Source organism: Microbispora corallina, from assembly GCF_016863035.1.
In the GTDB taxonomy this organism is placed as follows: Bacteria; Actinomycetota; Actinomycetes; order Streptosporangiales; family Streptosporangiaceae; genus Microbispora; species Microbispora corallina.
On record NZ_BOOC01000029.1, the window covers coordinates 45,572 to 64,098 of the forward strand.

The following is an 18,527-nucleotide window of genomic DNA, read 5'->3' on the forward strand; positions in this document are numbered from 1 at the left end:
GCGGGGATCGGCGGAGGAGTCGATCAATGGGGAGTGCGCATGGCCGCCATTCTAGTCCCGGCCCGGCCCCTCACGGGCGACGCGCGCTCCCAGGCGCGTCCCCTTCCCTCCCGCCGCGCCCACGCTCAGGGGTGCGGTCACGGGTCCAGCACGCGGACGCGGACGGCGCGGAACAGGCGGGGCGTGTCCTCCAGCACGGCGAGCCGGGGGTCGGGGACCGTGAGGAACGGCCCGGCCTCCAGCGCGAGCAGCGGCGCCAGGCGCCGGTCCTCCCTGACCTCGTCGACCGCCCGCCGGTCGCCGCCGAGCACCACGGCGTCCAGGGCGGGCGCCCGGGGCACGAGCACCCGGTGGGCGACGTCCGCCGCTGCCCGCAGCGCCTCGGCCGACTGCTTGTCGCGCCGCCGGGCGAACCGCTGCTGCGACCATCCGCCTGCCGCGCTGCGCCCGTGGACCTGCCGGGACCCGACCTTGGAGGCCACCAGCCGCTCCCCCTCGAAGACGCCGGCCGCGTAGCCGCCGAGCCGTACGAGCAGCACGCCCACGGTCCTCGTGCGGCACGCGTGCGCGACGAGGGACCCGACCGGCTCGTCCCCGCCGGGATCGAGGGGCGGGAAGGGCACATGGCACTCGGCCGCCGCCCCGTCGGCCGCCTCCAGCCGTACGAGATCGGGCCCGGCCGTCGCGACGGCCGGGCCGTGGCGGGCGGCGAACCCCGCGATCCAGCCGGCGAGCCGCTCGGGGGCCACCGACACCCACCTGCCGCCTCCCGCCGCCGGCCGTGCCGTCATGGCAGCCGACCCTACCGCCCGCCGCCCTCCACGGGCGGCCTGCGGGCCGCGGGTACGGCGTCCCCGGTCAGAAGGGGATCCACTCGGTGGCCGTGGTGACCTCGTCGAGGACCTCGGGGACCGGCTCGACGCCGATGCCCGGCCCGGTGGGCACGTCCAGGTGCCCGTCCCGCAGTTCGAACGGCGCGGTGACGTCGGTCGTGTAGTAGCGGCGCGACCCGGAGGTGTCCCCCGGCAGGGTGAAGCCCGGCAGGGCGGCGAGGGCGACGTTGGCGGCGCGGCCGATGCCGGTCTCCAGCATCCCGCCGCACCAGACGGCGACGCCGTGGGCCCGGCACAGGTCGTGGATCCGCCGTGCCTCCAGGTAGCCGCCGACGCGGCCGGGCTTGATGTTGATCACCGAGCAGGCGCCCAGGGAGACGGCCGCCGCCGCGTCGGCCGCCGAGTGGATCGACTCGTCCAGGCAGATCGGGGTGGACACCCTCCGGGCCAGTTGCGCGTGCTGGACGATGTCGTCGTCCGCCAGCGGCTGCTCGATCAGCAGCAGGCCGAACTCGTCGAGCCGGGCCAGGTGCGGGGCGTCGGTGAGCGTGTAGGAGGCGTTCGCGTCCACCTGGAGCGGCACATCCGGGCCGAACCGGTCCCGTACGGCGCGGACGGGCTCCAGGTCCCAGCCGGGCTCGATCTTGAGCTTGATGCGGATGTAGCCCTCGTCCAGGTACCGGGCGACGGCGTCGAGGAGCTCGGGAACCGAGTTCATGATCCCCACGGACACCCCCGCGGGGACCCGCTCGGCGGACGCGCCGAGGAACGACGCGAGCGACTGGCCCGCCTCCCGCAGCCGGGCGTCCAGCACCGCCGCCTCCAGCGCCGCCTTGGCCATCCGGTGCCCCTTGAACGGGCGCAGCGCGCGGCCGACCCCGTACGCGTCCACGGCCGGTGGCAGAGCGGGGATCAGGAAGCGGCGCAGGACGTCGGCCGCGCCGTCCACGTACTCGGAGGAGTAGAGCGGCCCGGACATCGCCACGCACTCGCCCCAGCCCTCGGCCTCCGGCGTGACCACCCGCAGCAGCAGGACGTCGCGCCGCGTCTCGGTGCCGAAGGACGTGCGGAACGGGGCGACCAGGGGCATCGCGATCCGCCGCAGCTCGATTCCAGTGATCTTCATGGTGCCGTGCGGCCTGCGCCGCCTCTCCCTTCGCCGTCGTCGCCGGTGGGCGACCCGTCCAACGATGCCGTGCGGGCCGCGCCCGCGCGTGCCGGGGGTCCGGATCCGTCCGGGGGACACTCGGAAGCCCGAGGGATCAGACAGAAGTTCCGGAATCCCCACAACTTATGGGGAAATGTAGATGAATTTCCGTTTGCCGTGGTCGGAGGGCCTTCCCAATGGTCCCAGAATTCAATCGTGTCGGTCCCTTCACCATCGGCGGTGCCGCTCTCCGCGCCATCAGCCACGGCCGCCCCGGACGTCCAGGCGTCCGGCTCCATGCCCGTGATCCCCGCGGACCTCCGGACGCCGGGGTTCCACGCGTCCGTCCCCATGCCCGCCGAGTTCGGGGGGGCGCACGCGTCCGGTCCCATGCCCGCGGCCGCCCCCGGGTACGGCGGGCCCGGCCCGCAGAGCAGTCCCGGCGGGCCCGCGTTCCTGCCGATCGTGGACCTCGACACCGGAGGGGTCGTCGCCGTCGAGGTGGCCGCCGAGCCCCGGCCAGGCGACCCCCCGCTCGCCGCGACCGTCAACGCCGTGCTCGCGGCGGCCCGCGAGGAGGCGCTGCTTCCGCTGGTGCTCCCGATCCCGGTCTCCTCGGTGATCGGCGGCTCGGCCGGGCTCGCGCCGCTGCACGAGGCCATGCGGGTGTGCCGCCGCCGGCCCCGCGAGGTCATCCTCATGATCGAGGGCCACGTCGCGCCGGCCGACCGCGCCGCCCTGCTCTCGGGGGTCGACGGGCTGCGCGCGGTCGGGTACCTCATCGCGTTCGGCGGCCTCGGCACCGCGCACCTGCCGCTCGACCTGCTGGCCGACGCCTCGCCGTACGTGATCGTGCTCTCGGGCGACCTCGTCGGCCGGGTGCCGCGCGACCAGCGGCGCGGCGCGCTGGTGGAGTCGCTGGTCGGCATGGCCAAGGGGGCCGGCGCCCACGTGCTCGCGCCCGGCCTGCGGGACGAGGCCCAGCTGGCCGCGGTGCGCGGGTGGGGCATCCGGCTCGCCCAGGGGCCGCTGCTCGCGCCGCTCGACTGGCGTCCGTCGCAGGGCCACGGCCGGGTCCACGTGCCGCTGCCGGTGCCCGAGACCACCACGGCGAACGTCCTGCTGGGCCCGCGGGTCCAGGAGTTCCTGCTGCCGGCCGTGACGCTGTCCGCCGAGGCCACGGCGGAGGAGGTCGTGGCCGTGTTCAGCGCCGAGCCCTCGGTCACCAGCGTGATCCTGGTGGACGAGTACCAGCGGCCCCAGGGCAGCATCGACCGCAGCCGCTTCCTGCTGTTCATGGCCGGCGCGTACGGCCACGCCCTGCACGCCAAGAAGCCGGCGGGGCGCCTGGCCGACCAGGCGAAGGTGGTGGCCAAGACGACCCCGGCGATAGCGGCCATGCAGGTGGCGGGCCGGGACAACGCCCGCGTGTACGACGACCTGGTGGTGGTCGACGAGGTCGGCCGCTGCATGGGCGTGGTGCGGGTCGGCGACCTGATCCGCCACGTCGCCGAGCTCCGGACCGGCCGCTGACGCCGCCCCCCGCCGTGGGATGGGGCGGTCAGAGCCAGCCCTGGAGCTGTGCCTTCTGCACGGCCTCGATGCGGTTGCGGGCGGCGGTCTTCTGGATGGCCGAGGACAGGTAGTTGCGCACCGTCCCCTCGGACAGGTGCAGCCGGTCGGCGATGTCGCTGATCGTGGAGCCGTCGACCGCGGCGCCCAGGACCTCCCGTTCGCGGGGGGACAGCGGGTTGGGCCCGGCGCTGAGCGCCGCGGCGGCGAGGCCGGGGTCGATGACCCGCTCCCCGCCCAGCACGCGCCGGATGGCCGCCGCCAGCTCGCGGGCCGGGCTGTCCTTGACGAGGAACGCCGCCGCCCCCGCCTCCATGGCCCTGCGCAGGTAGCCCGGCCGGCCGAAGGTGGTCAGGATCATGACCTGGCACTCCGGCACCCGGCGCCGGATCTCCCCGGCCGCCGTGATGCCGTCCATGCCGGGCATCTCGATGTCGAGGAGCGCGATGTCCGGCCGCACGCGCTCGGCCACGGCCAGGGCCTCCGGCCCGGTCGCCGCCTCCCCCACCACCTCGATGTCGGGCTCCAGCCCGAGCAGGGAGGCGAGGGCCCCCCGCACCATGCCCTGGTCCTCGGCCAGCATCACCCTGATCACGCGCACAACCTACCGGTGCTCACACCGCCGCCGGACGTACGGGGAGCCGTTCGGCGGCCGCCCGGGGGACCACGACCCGCAGGCGGAACCCGGCGGACGTGGGGGCGGCCGTGACCGCGCCCCCGGCCGCGACCACCCGCTCCCCCAGCCCGGTGAGCCCGCTGCCCGGCGTGTACGGCCCGGCCCGCCCGTTGTCGGCCACCTCCAGCACCGCTCCGGCGTCGCCGTACGACAGGTCGATGTCGCACCGGGTGGCGTGGGAGTGCCGGACGACGTTGGTGACCGCCTCCCGCACCGCCCAGCCGAACAGCCCGTCGAGGGGGTCGGGAAGCGGCGTGCCCGAGGTGCGGACGGTCAGCGCGACCCCGGCGGCGTCGAGGGTCCTGCGCGCCCCGTCGAGCTCCTCCGGCAGCGCGCACCTGCGGTAGCCCGTCACGGCCTCCCGCACCTCCTCGAGCGCCTTCCTGGCCACCGACTCGATGTCGGCCACCTCCTTGGCCGCCCGCGCCGAGCCCTGCTCGGCGAGCCGCCCGGCGAGCTCGCTCTTCAGGACGATCAGCGAGAGGCTGTGGCCGAGCAGGTCGTGCAGGTCGCGGGCGATCCGCAGGCGCTCCTCGGTGGCGGCGAGCCGGGCCACCTCCTCCTGGGCGTGACGGAGCCTGACGACGAGCATCCGCGTGTTCCGGACGCTGATGAACAGGACGCCGAGCGTGATCACCTGGAGCACCAGCAGCGCGATCACCCCGCCGTCCGCGCCCATGATGCTCCCTTCGACCACGACGATCGCGATCATGCAGAGCACGGCGACCAGGGCGGGCCGGGGCGGCAGCGCCATGGAGTAGACGACGGTCAGGTAGATCGGCAGGGCCAGCCAGCCGTCCCCGAAGACCAGCGGGTACACGACGGCCATCGCCGTCGTGACGACGAGGAGGGGCAGCGTCCAGCGGCTCCAGTCGTCGGTGTCGCGGGGGCTGATCGCGGTCGCCACGTAGAAGACCACGAAGCTGGCGAGCCCGGCCACCTGCCAGGGGATCTGGCCGGACGGGACCTTCCCGCCGGTCATGTCGGCGATCGGGTAGAACAGGTACACCAGCCCCAGCGACATGCCCATGAGGCGCCGGAGGCGGGACGGGCGGTCGTCCGCCCCGCCGAAGGTGAAGACGCTGCTCAGCCGGCTCATCCCGCTCCCCTCTCCGTCCCGCGCCCCGACCCTAGGCCCGTACGGTGGCCCGGCGGTAGGCCACGACGGCGAGCGCGCCGAGGACGACGGCCCAGCCGAGGATGCCGGCCACCGGCCCGGCCTCGGGCGCGTGGCCCGCGACGATCCGCCACCCTATGCTCGCGTAGTCGTACGACGGCAGGACCTGGGCCACCGACCGCATGGTGGACGGCATGACCTCCAGTGGGACCCAGAGCCCGCCGAGCAGCGCCAGCCCGAACATGCTGATCATGGCGGCCGGCTGCGCCGTGTCGGGCGGCAGCACCGACCCGATCGCCAGCCCGAGCGCGGCGAACGGGATGGTGCCGATCCACATGGCGAGCAGCAGCCCGGCCCACTCGCCGGCGGTGAGCGACACGTGCTGGGTCAGCACGGCGGCCAGCCCGACCAGCAGCAGCGACGGCAGCACGAGGAGCAGGGCCGCCACGAGCTTGGTGACGATGATCGCCCAGCTGGTCAGCGGGGTGATCTGGAGCTGCCGCAGCCAGCCGCTGTGCCGCTCCTGCGACCACGGGACGGCCGTGGACATCATGGAGGCCGCCAGCGCGCCGTACGCGCCCATGGAGACCATCAGGATGATGCTGCCGCGCACCCCGGTGGACTGGTCGACCTGGTTGCCCCAGAGGTTCGAGTACAGCAGGTAGAAGCCCAGGGGGAAGGCCACCACGAAGATGATGTAGCGCTTGTTGCGCAGCATCCGCAACATCTCGACCTTGATGTAGCTCAGCATGGTCATGCCTCCTGGGTCAGGGCGAGGAAGGCGTCCTCCAGATCGGCCCCGTGGATCTGGAGATCGCGGACGTCGAGGGTGGTCTTGCGGTACAGCGCGTCGAGCGTGGCGTCGGCGTCGGCGGTCCGCAGCGTGACCCGCCCGCCCTGGAGCTCCACACCGGTGATCCCGGGGAGCCCGTCGAGCCCGGAGACGGACTGGTCGCCCAGCCGGAAACTGACGGACTGGCCGGCCACGCTCGCCTTGATCTCGGCGGCCGTGCCGTCGGCGACGACCCGGCCGCGGGCCACGACGACCACGCGGTCGGAGTTCTCGTCCGCCTCCTCCAGGTAGTGGGTGGCGAACAGGATGGTGCGGCCCTGGGCCGCGTACGCGCGCATGTTGTCCCAGAAGGAGCGGCGCGACTCGACGTCCATGGCGGCCGTGGGCTCGTCGAGGAGCAGCAGCTTGGGGGCGCCGGCGACGGCCAGCGCGAAGCGCACCCGCTGGGTCTGGCCGCCGGACAGCTTGTCGGCCCGCCGCTTGGCGAGGTCGGTCAGGTCGGCCAGGCGGAGGATCTCCTCCAGCGGCAGCGGGTCGGGGTAGAGACGGCGGATGAACTCCACCGTCTCGGCGACGGTCAGCTCGGGGATCAGCGTGCCCTCCTGGAGCATGGCGCCGATCGACCCGTGCCTGACCGCCTCCGCGGGGGTCTCGCCGAAGACCCGGATGTCACCGCTGGTCGGCCGCAGGAGGCCGAGCAGCATGTTGATCGACGTGGACTTGCCGGCCCCGTTCGGCCCCAGCAGGGCGACCGTGCTCCCCGCCGGGACCTCCAGGGTCAGGCCGTCGACCGCGAGCACGCTGCCGTAGCTCTTGGTGACGTCGGTGAAGGCGATGGCATTCATGTCGCCAACGGTAGGCCGCGCGGAGGGAGATCGATTAGTGGCCGACCTCCGGCATCGGCGATGACATTTGTCATCGCCGCCCGGGCTACAGCCGGCAGGCGTAGATGGCGGTGACCAGGATGGCCTTCGCGCCGATCTCCCAGAGCTGGTCCATCACCTGCTGGTGGCCCTTGCGGGGCACCATGGCGCGCACGGCCACCCAGCCCTCGCGGTGCAGCGGGGAGACGGTCGGCCCCTCCATGCCCGGGGTGATCGCGATGGCCTCGTCGATGCGCTCGGCCCGGATGTCGTAGTCGATCATCACGAAGTCGCGGGCCACCAGGACGCCCTGGAGGCGGCGGATCAGCTGCTGGAAGCCGTTGGTCTCCGGCGACCCGGCCCGCTTGATCAGCACGGCCTCGGACCGGGCGATCGGGTCTCCGAAGACCTCCAGGCCGACGTTGCGCAGCGTGGTGCCGGTCTCGACGACGTCGGCCACGGCGTCGGCCACGCCGAGCCGGATCGCCGTCTCCACGGCCCCGTCCAGCTTGATGACCCGGGCGTCCACGCCCTTGTCGGCCAGGTACTTGCCGAGCAGCCCGGCGTACGACGTGGCGATGCGCAGGCCGGCGAGGTCGGCGACGCCGGAGTAGGCGCCGGGCGCGGAGGCGAAGCGGAAGGTCGACTGGCCGAAGCCGAGCGGCACGACCTCCTCGGCCGGGGCGCCGGAGTCGAAGAGCATGTCGCGGCCGGTGATCCCGGCGTCGAGCGTGCCCTCGCCGACGTAGACGGCGATGTCGCGGGGCCGCAGGAAGAACAGCTCGCAGTCGTTGTCGGGGTCGACGACGACGAGCTCCTTGCTGTCCCTGCGCTGCCGGTATCCGGCCTCGCTGAGGATGGTCTGGGCGGCCTCGGTGAGCGCGCCCTTGTTGGGGACGGCGAGACGCAGCATGAGTGAAGGGTCCTTTTCACGGTTCGGGGTGGACGAGGTCGACGAGCAGCCGCGGGTCGCGGCTACAGATGCTTGTAGACCTGGTCCAGCCCGATGCCGCGGGCCAGCATGAGGACCTGGACGTGGTAGAGGAGCTGCGAGATCTCCTCGGCGGCCCGGTCGGCCGACTCGTGCTCCGCCGCCATCCAGCTCTCGGCGGCCTCCTCCACGACCTTCTTGCCGATGGCGTGGACGCCCGCGTCCAGGGCGGCCACGGTGCCGGACCCCTCGGGCCGGGTGCGCGCCTTCTCCGCCAGCTCGGCGTACAGCTCGTCGAAGGTCTTCATCGTCTCTCTCGAAGTCGTCGGGCATGCGTGTCCAGGGTATCCGCCGGACACGCCCACCCAGGTTAGCCGCGGGAGCGGGCCGCTCGCTCGCCCCGTCCACCCTCCGAGATCACCGGTCAGCCCAGGACCTTGCGGGCGACCGCCAGCACCTCCAGGGCCTGCTGGGAGTCGCCGCCCTCGTGCCCGTTGAACGGCCAGACCGAGATGTCCTTGGGGCCCGCGTAGTGGTTGTAGGCCGCGAAGACGGTCGAGGGCGGCGTGACGCCGTCCCGCAGGCCCACCGAGAACCGGGCCGGCGTGCGCGACCTGACCGCGAAGTTCAGCCCGTCGAAGTAGTCGAGCGTGGCGAACACCTGGTCCACCCGGGTGCGGTTGACCGCGAGGAACCGGCCGACCTCGGCGTACGGGTCCTCGTCGGTGATCTCCACGGCGTGCCGGATGTGGCACATGAACGGCACGTTGACGAAGGCGTACGCGAGGTCGGGCACGAGGGCGGAGGCGGCCAGCGCCATCGCCCCGCCCTGGCTGCCGCCCGCGACCGCGACCCGCCCGGGGTCGGTCGCCGGATGCGCCCGGGCCGCCTCGACCGCACGGACCACGTCCGTGTAGAGCCGCCGGTAGTAGTAGCCGTCCGGATCGAAGATCCCCTGGGTCATCTTGCCGGAGGTCTGCGGGCCGGTGCCCGGCGCCGGGTCGGGCGTGTCGCCCGACCGCCAGCCGCCGCCCTGGCCGCGCGTGTCCATGACGAACGCGGCGTAGCCGGCGGACGGCCACAGCAGCCAGTCGTGCGGCAGGCCGCGGCCGCCGCCGTACCCGATGAACTCCACGACGCACGGCAGCGGGCCGGGCAGCGCGGCGGGCTTGAGGTACCACCCCTTGATCGGGTCGCCGCCGAACCCGGCGAACGTCACGTCGTACACGTCGATCATCGCCAGGTCCGTGGCGTACGGCTCGAAGACGGCGCCGAGGTCGTGCTCGCGCGCCCCGGCGAGGGTGCGCTCCCAGAACGCGTCGAAGTCCGCCGGCTCCCGGCGCTCCGGCAGGTAGCCGCGCAACTGGTCGAGTGGCATGTCAACGAACACGAGGGCTCCCCGGGGGACGGGCGGACAGGACCGTGGTGAGGAGACGACGGTACACGCGCGTCATGAGAGAGCGGCACCCGCCCGACCCGGTCGGGGAGATCCGGCCGGTCCGGCACCGGCGCCGGCTCGTCTCCCCTATGGGGCCTGGAGAGGTGCGCCGGTCGCCGGGACCGTCGCGCGGAATCGCGGTTCCACGCGCTCCCCCGGGCCCGTCGAGAGCCGCGGACCACGCCGGGAACACAGCGATCCCCCGGGCTCGTGAGGAGCCCGGGGGATCGCCGGTGGTACGTGGTTGTCCGAGGTCAGCGGCCGCTCATGCGCCGGCCGCCCTGGCCGCGCCCGGCGCCCGACCGGCCGCCCGCGAACCCGCCCGAGCGGCCCTCGGTGCGGCCGCCTGTGCGGCCCTCGGCGCGGCCGCCGCCCCACCCGCCGGCGCGGGCCTCGCGCGGACGGTCGTCGCGCGGACGGTCGTCCCGATGCCGGTCGCCGCGGGGGCGGTCGCCCCGGGGCCGGTCGTCCCGGGCGTGCTCGCCGTGGCGCCGGCCGTCCCTCGGCCGCTCCCCGCGGGAGTGCAGCGGCTTACGGCTGTCCGGCTCCCAGACGGGCACCGCCTGGCCGGTGGGCGTCCGCGCGCCCGCGATCTCCGCCAGCACCGTGTCCCCGGGGGCGACGCGGTGACGCTCCGGCGTGACCCCGGCCTTGCGGGTCAGCTGCTCCGTGGAGCGGCGCTCGCTCGGCAGGACGAGCGTCAGCACGGCGCCGCGCTCCCCGGCCCGGGCCGTGCGGCCGCCGCGGTGCAGGTAGCTCTTGTGGTCGGACGGCGGGTCGACGTGCAGCACCAGGCTGACGTCGTCCACGTGGATGCCGCGCGCCGCGACGTCCGTGCAGACGAGCACCGGGATCGTGCCGTCGCGGAACTCGCCGAGGATGCGGGTCCGCTGGTTCTGCCGCTTGCCGCCGTGCAGGCCGCCCGCCCGAACCCCGGACCGGGCGAGCTGCTTCACCACCCGGTCGACGCCGTGCTGGGTGCGGACGAACAGGATCGTGCGTCCCTCGCGGTTGGCGATCTCCGCGGTCACCGCCACCTTGTCCTCGAACGCCACCTGGAGCAGGTGGTGCTCCATGGTCTCGACGCTGGACACGGCGGGGTCGAGCGAGTGGACGATCGGGTCGGCGAGGAACCGCTTGACGAGCCGGTCGACGTCGCCGTCCAGGGTGGCGGAGAACAGCAGCCGCTGGCCGTCCGCCGGGGTCCGCGCGAGCAGGGCCGTCACAACGGGCAGGAAGCCGAGGTCGCACATGTGGTCGGCCTCGTCGAGCACGGTCACCCGCACGTCGTCCAGGGAGCACTCGCCCTGCTCGATGAGGTCGGTCAGGCGGCCGGGCGTCGCCACGACGATCTCGACCCCGCGCCGCAGAGCCTCGATCTGGCGGCCCATCGACATGCCGCCCACGACGGTCTTGGTGCGCAGGGACAGGCCGCGGCCGAGCGGTTCGAGCGTGTCGGCCACCTGGAGCGCCAGCTCGCGGGTGGGGACGAGGATGAGGGCCAGCGGATGCCGCGGCCGCGCCTTCTCGCCGGCGACCCGCGCCATGGTGGGCAGGCCGAAGGCGAGGGTCTTGCCGGAGCCGGTCTGGCCGCGGCCGAGGACGTCGAGCCCGGCCAGGATGTCGGGGATGGCCGCCCGCTGGATCGGGAACGGCGCGGTGATGCCCCGCCGGGCCAGTCCGGCCACAAGCGGCGCGGGCAGCCCGAGCTGGGCGAACTCCTCGCGAGAGGTCTCGCCAGGGGTGAGCGTGGTCACGAAGTCGTGCCTTTCGTCGAAGATGACGTGCCGAAACACGTGGGCGCGTCACTTCTGCGAAAGGACGAGCCGTTACACGTACGGCCGAGCCGTACTCACCGGGACGCGGCGGAAGGGAGATCCGCGTCCGGTCGGTGCCCCGCACTCGCATGGTCGGCGGAACGGCACCGGTTCACTGCGCGACGCCGGGCGTCCCGCAGAAGTGGAGGCCGTCGATCCGATCGTGACGGCCATCCCACGGACACCTGCGACGCACGTCGCGCGTGGAGAGTCAAACGGCAACTATACGGCATCACCGTTCGTCCCAGAAATCACGGCGGAACGGCCGCCCGGCCGCACGAGGCGATCCGGCGCGGCGACCGCCGCGTCAAGCACCGGCGCAGGCCACCCGAAGCGTCGGCACGCGCCGCGGAGCAGCCCGGCCGGCGCACAGAGCCGTACGGCCGGGCGGAACAGCCGTCCGGCGGGCCGAGCTCGTCGACACGCCGGTCGGAGGCCGGGGACCCCGGGAGGGGTCAGACGTTGAACCCGAGCATGCGCAGCTGGTCGCGGCCCTCGTCGGTGATCTTGTCGGGTCCCCACGGCGGGAGCCACACCCAGTTGATCACCACGTTGGACACCAGGTCGGCCAGCGCCGAGTTGGCCTGGTCCTCGATGACGTCGGTCAGCGGGCACGCGGCGCTCGTCAGCGTCATGTCGATGGTCGCGATCGGGCGCTCGCCCTCCCCCGCCGGGTCGAGGTTGACGCCGTAGACCAGGCCGAGGTCGACGACGTTGATCCCGAGCTCCGGGTCGACGACGTCCTTCAGCGCCTCCAGCACGTCGTCGAGGGCGGTGTCCCCGTCGAACCCGGGGGTGGCTGCGGGCCCGGTGGGGGTCTGCGTCGGCTTGCTCACGTCGTCCTCTTCTCCCGTCGCGGCCCGCCCGCCGTCGTGGCGGCGCCGCCTCCCTGTGCAACGCGGCCGGGGCGGCCGGTCATCCCTGACTCCTGATCACCGCGTCCTTGTAGGCCATCCAGGCCAGCAGCGCGCACTTGACGCGGGCGGGGAACTTCGCGACGCCGGCGAAGGCCACCGCGTCGCCCAGCACGTCCTCGTCCGGCTCCACCTGGCCCCTGCCCTGCATGAGCCGGGTGAACTCGTCCACCACCGACAGCGACTCGTCCACCGTCGACCCCGTGGCCAGCTCGTGCAGCACCGACGCCGCGGCCTGGCTGATCGAGCAGCCCTGCCCGTCGTAGGACACGTCGAGCACCTTGCCGCCGTCGGCGAGCTTCACCCGCATGGTGACCTCGTCGCCGCAGGTGGGGTTCACGTGGTGCACTTCCGCGTCGTACGGCTCACGCAGGCCCCGGCCCTGGGGATGCTTGTAGTGCTCCAGGATCAGCTCCTGGTACATGGATTCAGCGATCATGGCTCAGCCGAACACCTTCTGCACGTGGTGGAGGCCGCGGACCAGTGCGTCGATCTCGGCCGTCGTGTTGTACAGGTAAAAAGACGCCCGTGTCGTCGCCGGGATTCCGAACCGCAGATGGAGCGGCCGGGCGCAGTGATGACCTACCCGCACCGCGATCCCGTACACGTCGTCGAGGATCTGCCCGACGTCGTGGGGGTGGATCCCCTCCAGCGTGAAGGAGATCGTCCCGCCCCGCGCGATGGGTGTGCGCGGCCCGATGATCCTGAGCCCGGGGATCTCCGGCAGCGCCTCCAGGGCGTAGGAGACCAGCTCCTTCTCGTGCGCCTTGATCGCGTCCATGCCGACCGAGGTGAGGTAGTCGACGGCCGCGCCGAGGCCGATCGCCTCCACGATGGGAGGGGTCCCGGCCTCGAACTTGTGCGGCACCGGCGCGTACGTCGAGTGGTCCATCCAGACCGCCTCGATCATCTCGCCGCCGCCCAGGAACGGGGGCATGGCGTCGAGCAGCTCGCGGCGGCCCCACAGCACGCCGACGCCGGACGGCCCGACCATCTTGTGACCGGTGAACGCCACGAAGTCGACGCCGAGCTCGCGCACGTCGACCGGCTGGTGCGGCACCGACTGCGACGCGTCGAGCATCATCAGCGCGCCGACCTCGCGGACGCGGGCCAGGATCGGGGAGACCGAGTTGACCGTGCCCAGGACGTTCGACTGGTGGGCGATCGAGACGATCTTCGTGCGCTCGGTGACCAGCTCGTCCAGGCCGCTCACGTCGAGGCGGCCCTCGTCGGTGACCGGGAACCAGCGCAGCGTCGCGCCGGTCCGCTGCGCGAGCAGCTGCCACGGCACGATGTTGGAGTGGTGCTCCATCTCCGAGATGACGATCTCGTCGCCCGGCCCCAGGCGGAACCGGTCGTCGGTGTTGGCCGGGTTGCCGAAGGAGTACGCCACGAGGTTGAGGGCCTCGGAGGCGTTCTTGGTGAAGATCACCTCGTCGCGGGACGGCGCGCCGACGAAGGCCGCCACCTTCTCCCGCGCCGCCTCGTACGCGTCGGTCGACTCGGCGCCGAGGGTGTGCAGCGCGCGGCCCACGTTCGCGTAGTGCGACGCCAGGTGCTCGCGCATGGTCTCGATGACCTGGGTCGGCTTCTGGGAGGAGTTCCCGGAGTCGAGGTAGACCAGCGGCCGGCCGCCGGGAAGCTCGCGGGCGAGGACCGGGAAGTCCTTCCTGATCCTCTCCACGTCGAGGCTCGGAGCGTTCATCAGGCCGACGCCTTCGTGTACGCCTCGTAGCCCTCGGCCTCCAGCTTCTCGGCCAGCTCGGGGCCGCCCTCCTCGACCACGCGGCCGCCGGCGAAGACGTGCACGAAGTCGGGGGTGACGTACCGCAGGATGCGGGTGTAGTGCGTGATCAGCAGCACGCCGGTGTCCTCGCGGGAGCGGAACCGGTTGATGCCCTCGGACACCACGCGCAGCGCGTCGACGTCGAGGCCGGAGTCGGTCTCGTCGAGCACCGCGATCTTCGGCTTGAGCAGCTCCAGCTGGAGGATCTCGTGGCGCTTCTTCTCGCCGCCGGAGAAGCCCTCGTTGGTGTTGCGCTGGGCGAAGGCGGGGTCGATGGACAGCGCATCCATGCCGGCCTTCAGGTCCTTGGCGAACTCGCGCAGCTTCGGCGCCTCGCCGCGCACGGCGGTGATGGCCGAGCGCAGGAAGTTCGACACGCTGACGCCGGGCACCTCGACGGGGTACTGCATGGCGAGGAACAGGCCGGCGCGGGCGCGCTCGTCGACCGACATGCTCAGCAGGTCCTCGCCGTCGAGCAGGACGCTGCCGGAGGTGATCGTGTACTTGGGGTGGCCGGCGACGGCGTAGGCGAGCGTCGACTTGCCAGAGCCGTTGGGGCCCATGATGGCGTGGGTCTCGCCGGAGCTGACCTTCAGGTCGACGCCGCGGAGGATCTCCTTGTCGCCGACGGAGACGTGCAGGTCGCGGATCTCAAGGGTGGACACGTGTATTACTCCTTCGAGAGCGAGACGTACACGTCGTCGCCTTCGATCTTGACTCGGTATACGTTCACGGGCTTGATGGCGGGCGGTCCGGTGGGCTTGCCGGTGCGCAGGTCGAAGCACGAGCCGTGCAGCCAGCACTCCAGCGTGTGGTCGTACACGTCGCCCTCGCTGAGCCGGACCTCGGCGTGGGAGCAGACGTCGTGCAGGGCGAAGACCTCCTGGCCGGTGCGCACCAGCGCCACCGGGACGTCGCCGACCTCCAGGCCGATGACGCCCTGGTCCGGGATGTCGCCGACCTGGCAGACCTTCTCCCACCGGGCGGTGTCGGCGCTCATCGCGCCAGCTCCGCCTCAACGGCCGACAGCACCCGCTCGCGGATCTCGGGGACCTCGATCCGGTCGATGAGCTGGGCGAAGAAGCCGTGGACGACCAGGCGGCGGGCCTCATCGAACGGGATGCCGCGGGCCTGGAGGTAGAACAGGTGCTCGTCGTCGAGGCGTCCGGAGGCGGAGGCGTGGCCCGCCCCGGCGACCTCGCCGGTGAGGATCTCCAGGTTCGGCACCGAGTCGGCGCGGGCGCCGTCGGTGAGGATGAGGTTGCGGTTCAGCTCGTAGGTGTCGGTGCCCTCGGCCTCCGCGCGGATGATCACGTCGCCGATCCACACCGCGTGGGCCTCGTCGCCCTGCAGCGCGCCCTTGTAGGTCACGTTGCTGCGGCAGTTGGGCACGGTGTGCTCGACGAGCAGGCGGTGCTCTAGGTGCTGCCCGGCGTCCACGAAGTACAGGCCGGTCAGGTCCGCGTCGCCGCCGGGGGCCGTGTAGGACACCGAGGGCGACAGCCGTACGAGGTCGCCGCCGAGGGTGACCACGAACGACCGGAACGTCGCGTCCTTGCCGAGGCTGGCGTGGTGGTGGGACACGTGGACGGCGTCGTCGTCCCAGTCCTGCAGGCTGACGACCTTGAGCGTCGCGCCGTCGCCGACGACGAACTCGACGTTGTCGGCGTAGACCGCGCTGCCGCGGTGGTCGAGGACCAGCACGGCCTCGGCCATCGGCTCAAGCGTGACGAGGATGTGGCCGTAGGCCGCGCCGGCCCCGGCGCCGCGCACGTTGACCACCGTCGGCCGGGACGCGGCGGTCATCCGCGGCACGGTCAGGACGGTGGCCTTCTCGAACGAGGTGAACGCCTGCGCGCTCACCCGGTCGGCGGGCACGTACGCCTTGCCGAGCCGGGCGTCGTCGCGGGCGACGGTCTCGACAGTCACCTCGGGCGCGGCGTCCACGTCGACCACGACGGCGCCGGTCCCGGCCGCCGTGCCGTTGTGCAGCCCCTTCAGGCGGGACAGCGGGGTGAACCGCCACTCCTCCTCGCGGCCGGTGGGCACGGGGAAGTCCTCGACGCTGTACGACGAGACCTCGTGGAGGGTCGACAGCGGCTTCGTCTCCAGGCCCATCAGCCGACGGCTCCTTCCATCTGCAGCTCGATCAGGCGGTTGAGCTCAAGGGCGTACTCCATCGGGAGCTCGCGGGCGATCGGCTCGACGAAGCCGCGCACGATCATCGCCATCGCCTCGTCCTCGTTGAGGCCGCGGCTCATCAGGTAGAACAGCTGGTCCTCGGACACCTTGGAGACCGTGGCCTCGTGACCCATCGACACGTCGTCCTCGCGGACGTCGACGTACGGGTAGGTGTCGGAGCGGCTGATCTGGTCGACCAGCAGCGCGTCGCACTTCACGGTCGAGGCCGACCCCGCCGCGCCCTCCTCGATCTGCACGAGGCCGCGGTAGGACGTGCGGCCGCCGCCGCGGGCGACGGACTTGGACACGATCGTCGAGGACGTCTTCGGCGCGAGGTGCACCATCTTGGCGCCCGCGTCCTGGTGCTGACCCTCGCCGGCGAAGGCGACCGACAGCGTCTCGCCCTTGGCGTGCTCGCCCATCAGGTAGACGGCCGGGTACTTCATCGTGACCTTGGAGCCGATGTTGCCGTCGATCCACTCCATGGTCGCGCCCTCGTACGCCACGGCGCGCTTGGTGACCAGGTTGTAGACGTTGTTCGACCAGTTCTGGATGGTCGTGTACCGGCAGCGGGCGCCCTTCTTCACGATGATCTCGACGACCGCCGAGTGCAGCGAGTCGGACGAGTAGATCGGCGCGGTGCAGCCCTCGACGTAGTGGACGTAGGAGTTCTCGTCCACGATGATCAGGGTCCGCTCGAACTGGCCCATGTTCTCGGTGTTGATCCGGAAGTAGGCCTGCAGCGGGATCTCGACGTTCACGTTCGGCGGCACGTAGATGAACGACCCGCCCGACCATACGGCGGTGTTCAGCGCGGCGAACTTGTTGTCGCCCACCGGGATGACCGAGCCGAAGTACTCCTTGAACAGGTCCTCGTGCTCGCGCAGGCCGGTGTCGGTGTCGACGAAGATGACGCCCTTCTCCTCGAGGTCCTCACGGATCTTGTGGTAGACGACCTCGGACTCGTACTGGGCGGCGACGCCGGCGATGAGGCGCTGCTTCTCCGCCTCCGGGATGCCGAGCTTGTCGTAGGTGTTCCTGATGTCGTCCGGCAGCTCGTCCCAGGACGCGGCCTGCTTCTCCGTGGAGCGGACGAAGTACTTGATGTTGTCGAAGTCGATGGCGGTGAGGTCGGACCCCCAGGTCGGCAGGGGCTTCCTCTCGAACAGCCGAAGGCCCTTCAGGCGCAGGTCGAGCATCCACTCCGGCTCGTTCTTGAGCGCGGAGATGTTGCGGACGACCTCGTCGGACAGCCCACGCCGGGCCGCGGCCCCGGCCTCGTCCGAGTCGGCCCAGCCGAACTTGTAATTCCCGAGGCCTTCCAGCTCCGGGCGGTCGGTGACAGTCACCTTCCGGTCTCCTTGCTCGTCGTTGTGCTCGATTCATGGGCACGCGCCTGCCGTCCGGCCAGCGCGTGTGAACTGACATGGGTCGTGCAGACCCCGTCGCCGTTGGCGATCGTGGCCAGCCGCTGGACGGGCGTGCCGAGCAGCCGGGCGAAGGCCTCCGTCTCGGCCTCGCACAGCTGCGGGAACGCCGCGGCGACGTGCGCGACGGGGCAGTGGTGCTGGCACAGCTGCTCGCCGCCCTTGCCCGTCTTGGTCGCCGAGGCAGCGTAGCCCTCTGCCGACAGCGCCTCGGCCAGCACGCGCACCCGCTGGTCGGCGGGGACCTCGCGCATCAGTGTCTCCAGCCTGCTGACCAGGCCGGACACCTGTGCCCTGGCGAACTCCGACACCGCCTCGCCGCCCATCCGCTCGGCCAGGAAGCGCAGGGCGCTGCCGGCCAGGTCGTCGTAGGCGTGGACGAAGGCGCTGCGGCCCGCGTCGGTGATCGCGAACATCTTCGCCGGCCGGCCGCGCCCCCGCTGGCCGCGCGGCCGGGCCGTGCGGGGCTCGATCATCCCGTCGGCGAGCAGCGCGTCGAGGTGACGGCGCACCGCGGCGGGGGTCAGGCCCAGCCGCTCCCCGAGCGCGGCCGCGGTGACCGGGCCGTGCTCCAGGATGAGCCGGGCCACCCGCGCCCGGGTGCCGCGCTCGGCGGAGATCTGCGCCGACGCGGTGCCGGCGAGGTGGGGGGCGGGGGCGTCGGGGCGCTCGGGAGGCACGCCGGCGGACCGCGTCACCGCGGTCTCCTGCGCGTTCGTCTTCCCGGGCACGTATTTCACAACATCAGTGTGCCGTAATTCCTTCCCGCACGACAAACCCAAGGCCATGTCCACAGGAATGCAATTTCTCACGCAGGGAAGGCTTACCTAACCTGCGGATACGCCGCTCACGGACGCCCGGGCACGCGCCCGGGCGGGGCTCTCGCGGGACGGCGCCACCACCCCCTGCCGGAAACGTACCAAGGCTTTACCCGCTCCCCGCCCCCATGTGCGGCATCCGCCGACGAGACCTGGCGATTGCGTCCCTAGACTCGATTCAATCGACGACCAACAGGGCGACCCGGTCCCCGGC

General features: G+C 72.4%; 19 protein-coding genes. 1 reads left to right on the plus strand and 18 read right to left on the minus strand.

The window, feature by feature from the left end; translation table 11 throughout:
• Positions 1 to 137: 137 nt before the first annotated feature.
• Together Mco01_RS25640 and menC are read right to left on the minus strand one after the other, a co-directional pair.
• The gene (locus Mco01_RS25640; RefSeq protein ID WP_204059433.1) at positions 138 to 791 is read right to left on the minus strand and encodes an acVLRF1 family peptidyl-tRNA hydrolase; all 654 of its coding nucleotides are present in this window, start codon (positions 789 to 791) and stop codon (positions 138 to 140) included.
• A 67-nt stretch (positions 792 to 858) separates the two neighbouring features.
• Positions 859 to 1,959: an o-succinylbenzoate synthase gene (menC, locus tag Mco01_RS25645; protein WP_204059434.1), complete on the minus strand. Its 1,101-nt coding sequence runs from the start codon at positions 1,957 to 1,959 to the stop codon at positions 859 to 861.
• Between the two features lie 318 nt (positions 1,960 to 2,277).
• On the opposite strand from menC, the gene Mco01_RS25650 reads away from it, so the two are divergent.
• A complete protein-coding gene (locus Mco01_RS25650; protein ID WP_239103912.1) occupies positions 2,278 to 3,513 on the plus strand; it encodes an EAL domain-containing protein in 1,236 nt (411 codons plus the stop codon).
• Positions 3,514 to 3,541: 28 nt separating this feature from the next.
• On the opposite strand, the gene Mco01_RS25655 is transcribed toward Mco01_RS25650, so the two are convergent.
• The 16 genes from Mco01_RS25655 to Mco01_RS25730 form a co-directional block, all read right to left on the minus strand.
• Complete coding sequence (locus tag Mco01_RS25655; RefSeq protein ID WP_036322608.1) at positions 3,542 to 4,147, minus strand: response regulator transcription factor; 606 nt, start codon at positions 4,145 to 4,147, stop codon at positions 3,542 to 3,544.
• 19 nt (positions 4,148 to 4,166) lie between these two features.
• The gene (locus Mco01_RS25660; RefSeq protein WP_204059435.1) at positions 4,167 to 5,327 is read right to left on the minus strand and encodes a sensor histidine kinase; all 1,161 of its coding nucleotides are present in this window, start codon (positions 5,325 to 5,327) and stop codon (positions 4,167 to 4,169) included.
• 31 nt (positions 5,328 to 5,358) lie between these two features.
• Complete coding sequence (locus tag Mco01_RS25665) at positions 5,359 to 6,102, minus strand: ABC transporter permease (protein ID WP_204059436.1); 744 nt, start codon at positions 6,100 to 6,102, stop codon at positions 5,359 to 5,361.
• Positions 6,099 to 6,983 (minus strand): ABC transporter ATP-binding protein, encoded by an 885-nt coding sequence (locus tag Mco01_RS25670; RefSeq protein WP_204059437.1) that lies wholly within the window; start codon positions 6,981 to 6,983, stop codon positions 6,099 to 6,101. The genes Mco01_RS25665 and Mco01_RS25670 overlap by 4 nt, the downstream gene beginning before the upstream one ends.
• A gap of 85 nt (positions 6,984 to 7,068) precedes the next feature.
• A complete protein-coding gene (gene hisG, locus Mco01_RS25675; RefSeq protein WP_204059438.1) occupies positions 7,069 to 7,914 on the minus strand; it encodes an ATP phosphoribosyltransferase in 846 nt (281 codons plus the stop codon).
• Between the two features lie 62 nt (positions 7,915 to 7,976).
• Entirely contained in the window at positions 7,977 to 8,240 is a 264-nt protein-coding gene (locus tag Mco01_RS25680; protein WP_036318526.1) for a phosphoribosyl-ATP diphosphatase, read from the minus strand.
• 116 nt (positions 8,241 to 8,356) lie between these two features.
• Positions 8,357 to 9,322 carry an acetylxylan esterase gene (locus Mco01_RS25685; protein ID WP_204059439.1) on the minus strand — a complete coding sequence of 322 codons (966 nt, stop codon included), beginning with the start codon at positions 9,320 to 9,322 and terminating at the stop codon, positions 8,357 to 8,359.
• A gap of 302 nt (positions 9,323 to 9,624) precedes the next feature.
• Positions 9,625 to 11,166, minus strand: coding sequence for a DEAD/DEAH box helicase (locus Mco01_RS25690; protein ID WP_239103913.1), 1,542 nt, complete (start codon positions 11,164 to 11,166; stop codon positions 9,625 to 9,627).
• 476 nt (positions 11,167 to 11,642) lie between these two features.
• Positions 11,643 to 12,023 carry a metal-sulfur cluster assembly factor gene (locus Mco01_RS25695; protein WP_036318522.1) on the minus strand — a complete coding sequence of 127 codons (381 nt, stop codon included), beginning with the start codon at positions 12,021 to 12,023 and terminating at the stop codon, positions 11,643 to 11,645.
• 79 nt (positions 12,024 to 12,102) lie between these two features.
• Positions 12,103 to 12,540, minus strand: coding sequence for a Fe-S cluster assembly sulfur transfer protein SufU (gene sufU, locus Mco01_RS25700; RefSeq protein WP_204059440.1), 438 nt, complete (start codon positions 12,538 to 12,540; stop codon positions 12,103 to 12,105).
• Between the two features lie 3 nt (positions 12,541 to 12,543).
• On the minus strand, positions 12,544 to 13,806 hold the full coding sequence (locus Mco01_RS25705; RefSeq protein ID WP_036318519.1) for a cysteine desulfurase: 1,263 nt from the start codon (positions 13,804 to 13,806) through the stop codon (positions 12,544 to 12,546).
• On the minus strand, positions 13,806 to 14,552 hold the full coding sequence (sufC, locus tag Mco01_RS25710) for a Fe-S cluster assembly ATPase SufC (RefSeq protein WP_204059441.1): 747 nt from the start codon (positions 14,550 to 14,552) through the stop codon (positions 13,806 to 13,808). The genes Mco01_RS25705 and sufC overlap by 1 nt, the downstream gene beginning before the upstream one ends.
• Positions 14,553 to 14,557: 5 nt before the next feature.
• Entirely contained in the window at positions 14,558 to 14,887 is a 330-nt protein-coding gene (locus Mco01_RS25715; protein ID WP_036318516.1) for a non-heme iron oxygenase ferredoxin subunit, read from the minus strand.
• A complete protein-coding gene (sufD, locus tag Mco01_RS25720; RefSeq protein ID WP_204059442.1) occupies positions 14,884 to 16,005 on the minus strand; it encodes a Fe-S cluster assembly protein SufD in 1,122 nt (373 codons plus the stop codon). Before sufD ends, Mco01_RS25715 begins: the two co-directional genes overlap by 4 nt.
• The gene (sufB, locus tag Mco01_RS25725; protein ID WP_204059443.1) at positions 16,005 to 17,417 is read right to left on the minus strand and encodes a Fe-S cluster assembly protein SufB; all 1,413 of its coding nucleotides are present in this window, start codon (positions 17,415 to 17,417) and stop codon (positions 16,005 to 16,007) included. Before sufB ends, sufD begins: the two co-directional genes overlap by 1 nt.
• Complete coding sequence (locus tag Mco01_RS25730) at positions 17,414 to 18,235, minus strand: helix-turn-helix transcriptional regulator (RefSeq protein ID WP_239103914.1); 822 nt, start codon at positions 18,233 to 18,235, stop codon at positions 17,414 to 17,416. Before Mco01_RS25730 ends, sufB begins: the two co-directional genes overlap by 4 nt.
• Positions 18,236 to 18,527: the final 292 nt, after the last annotated feature.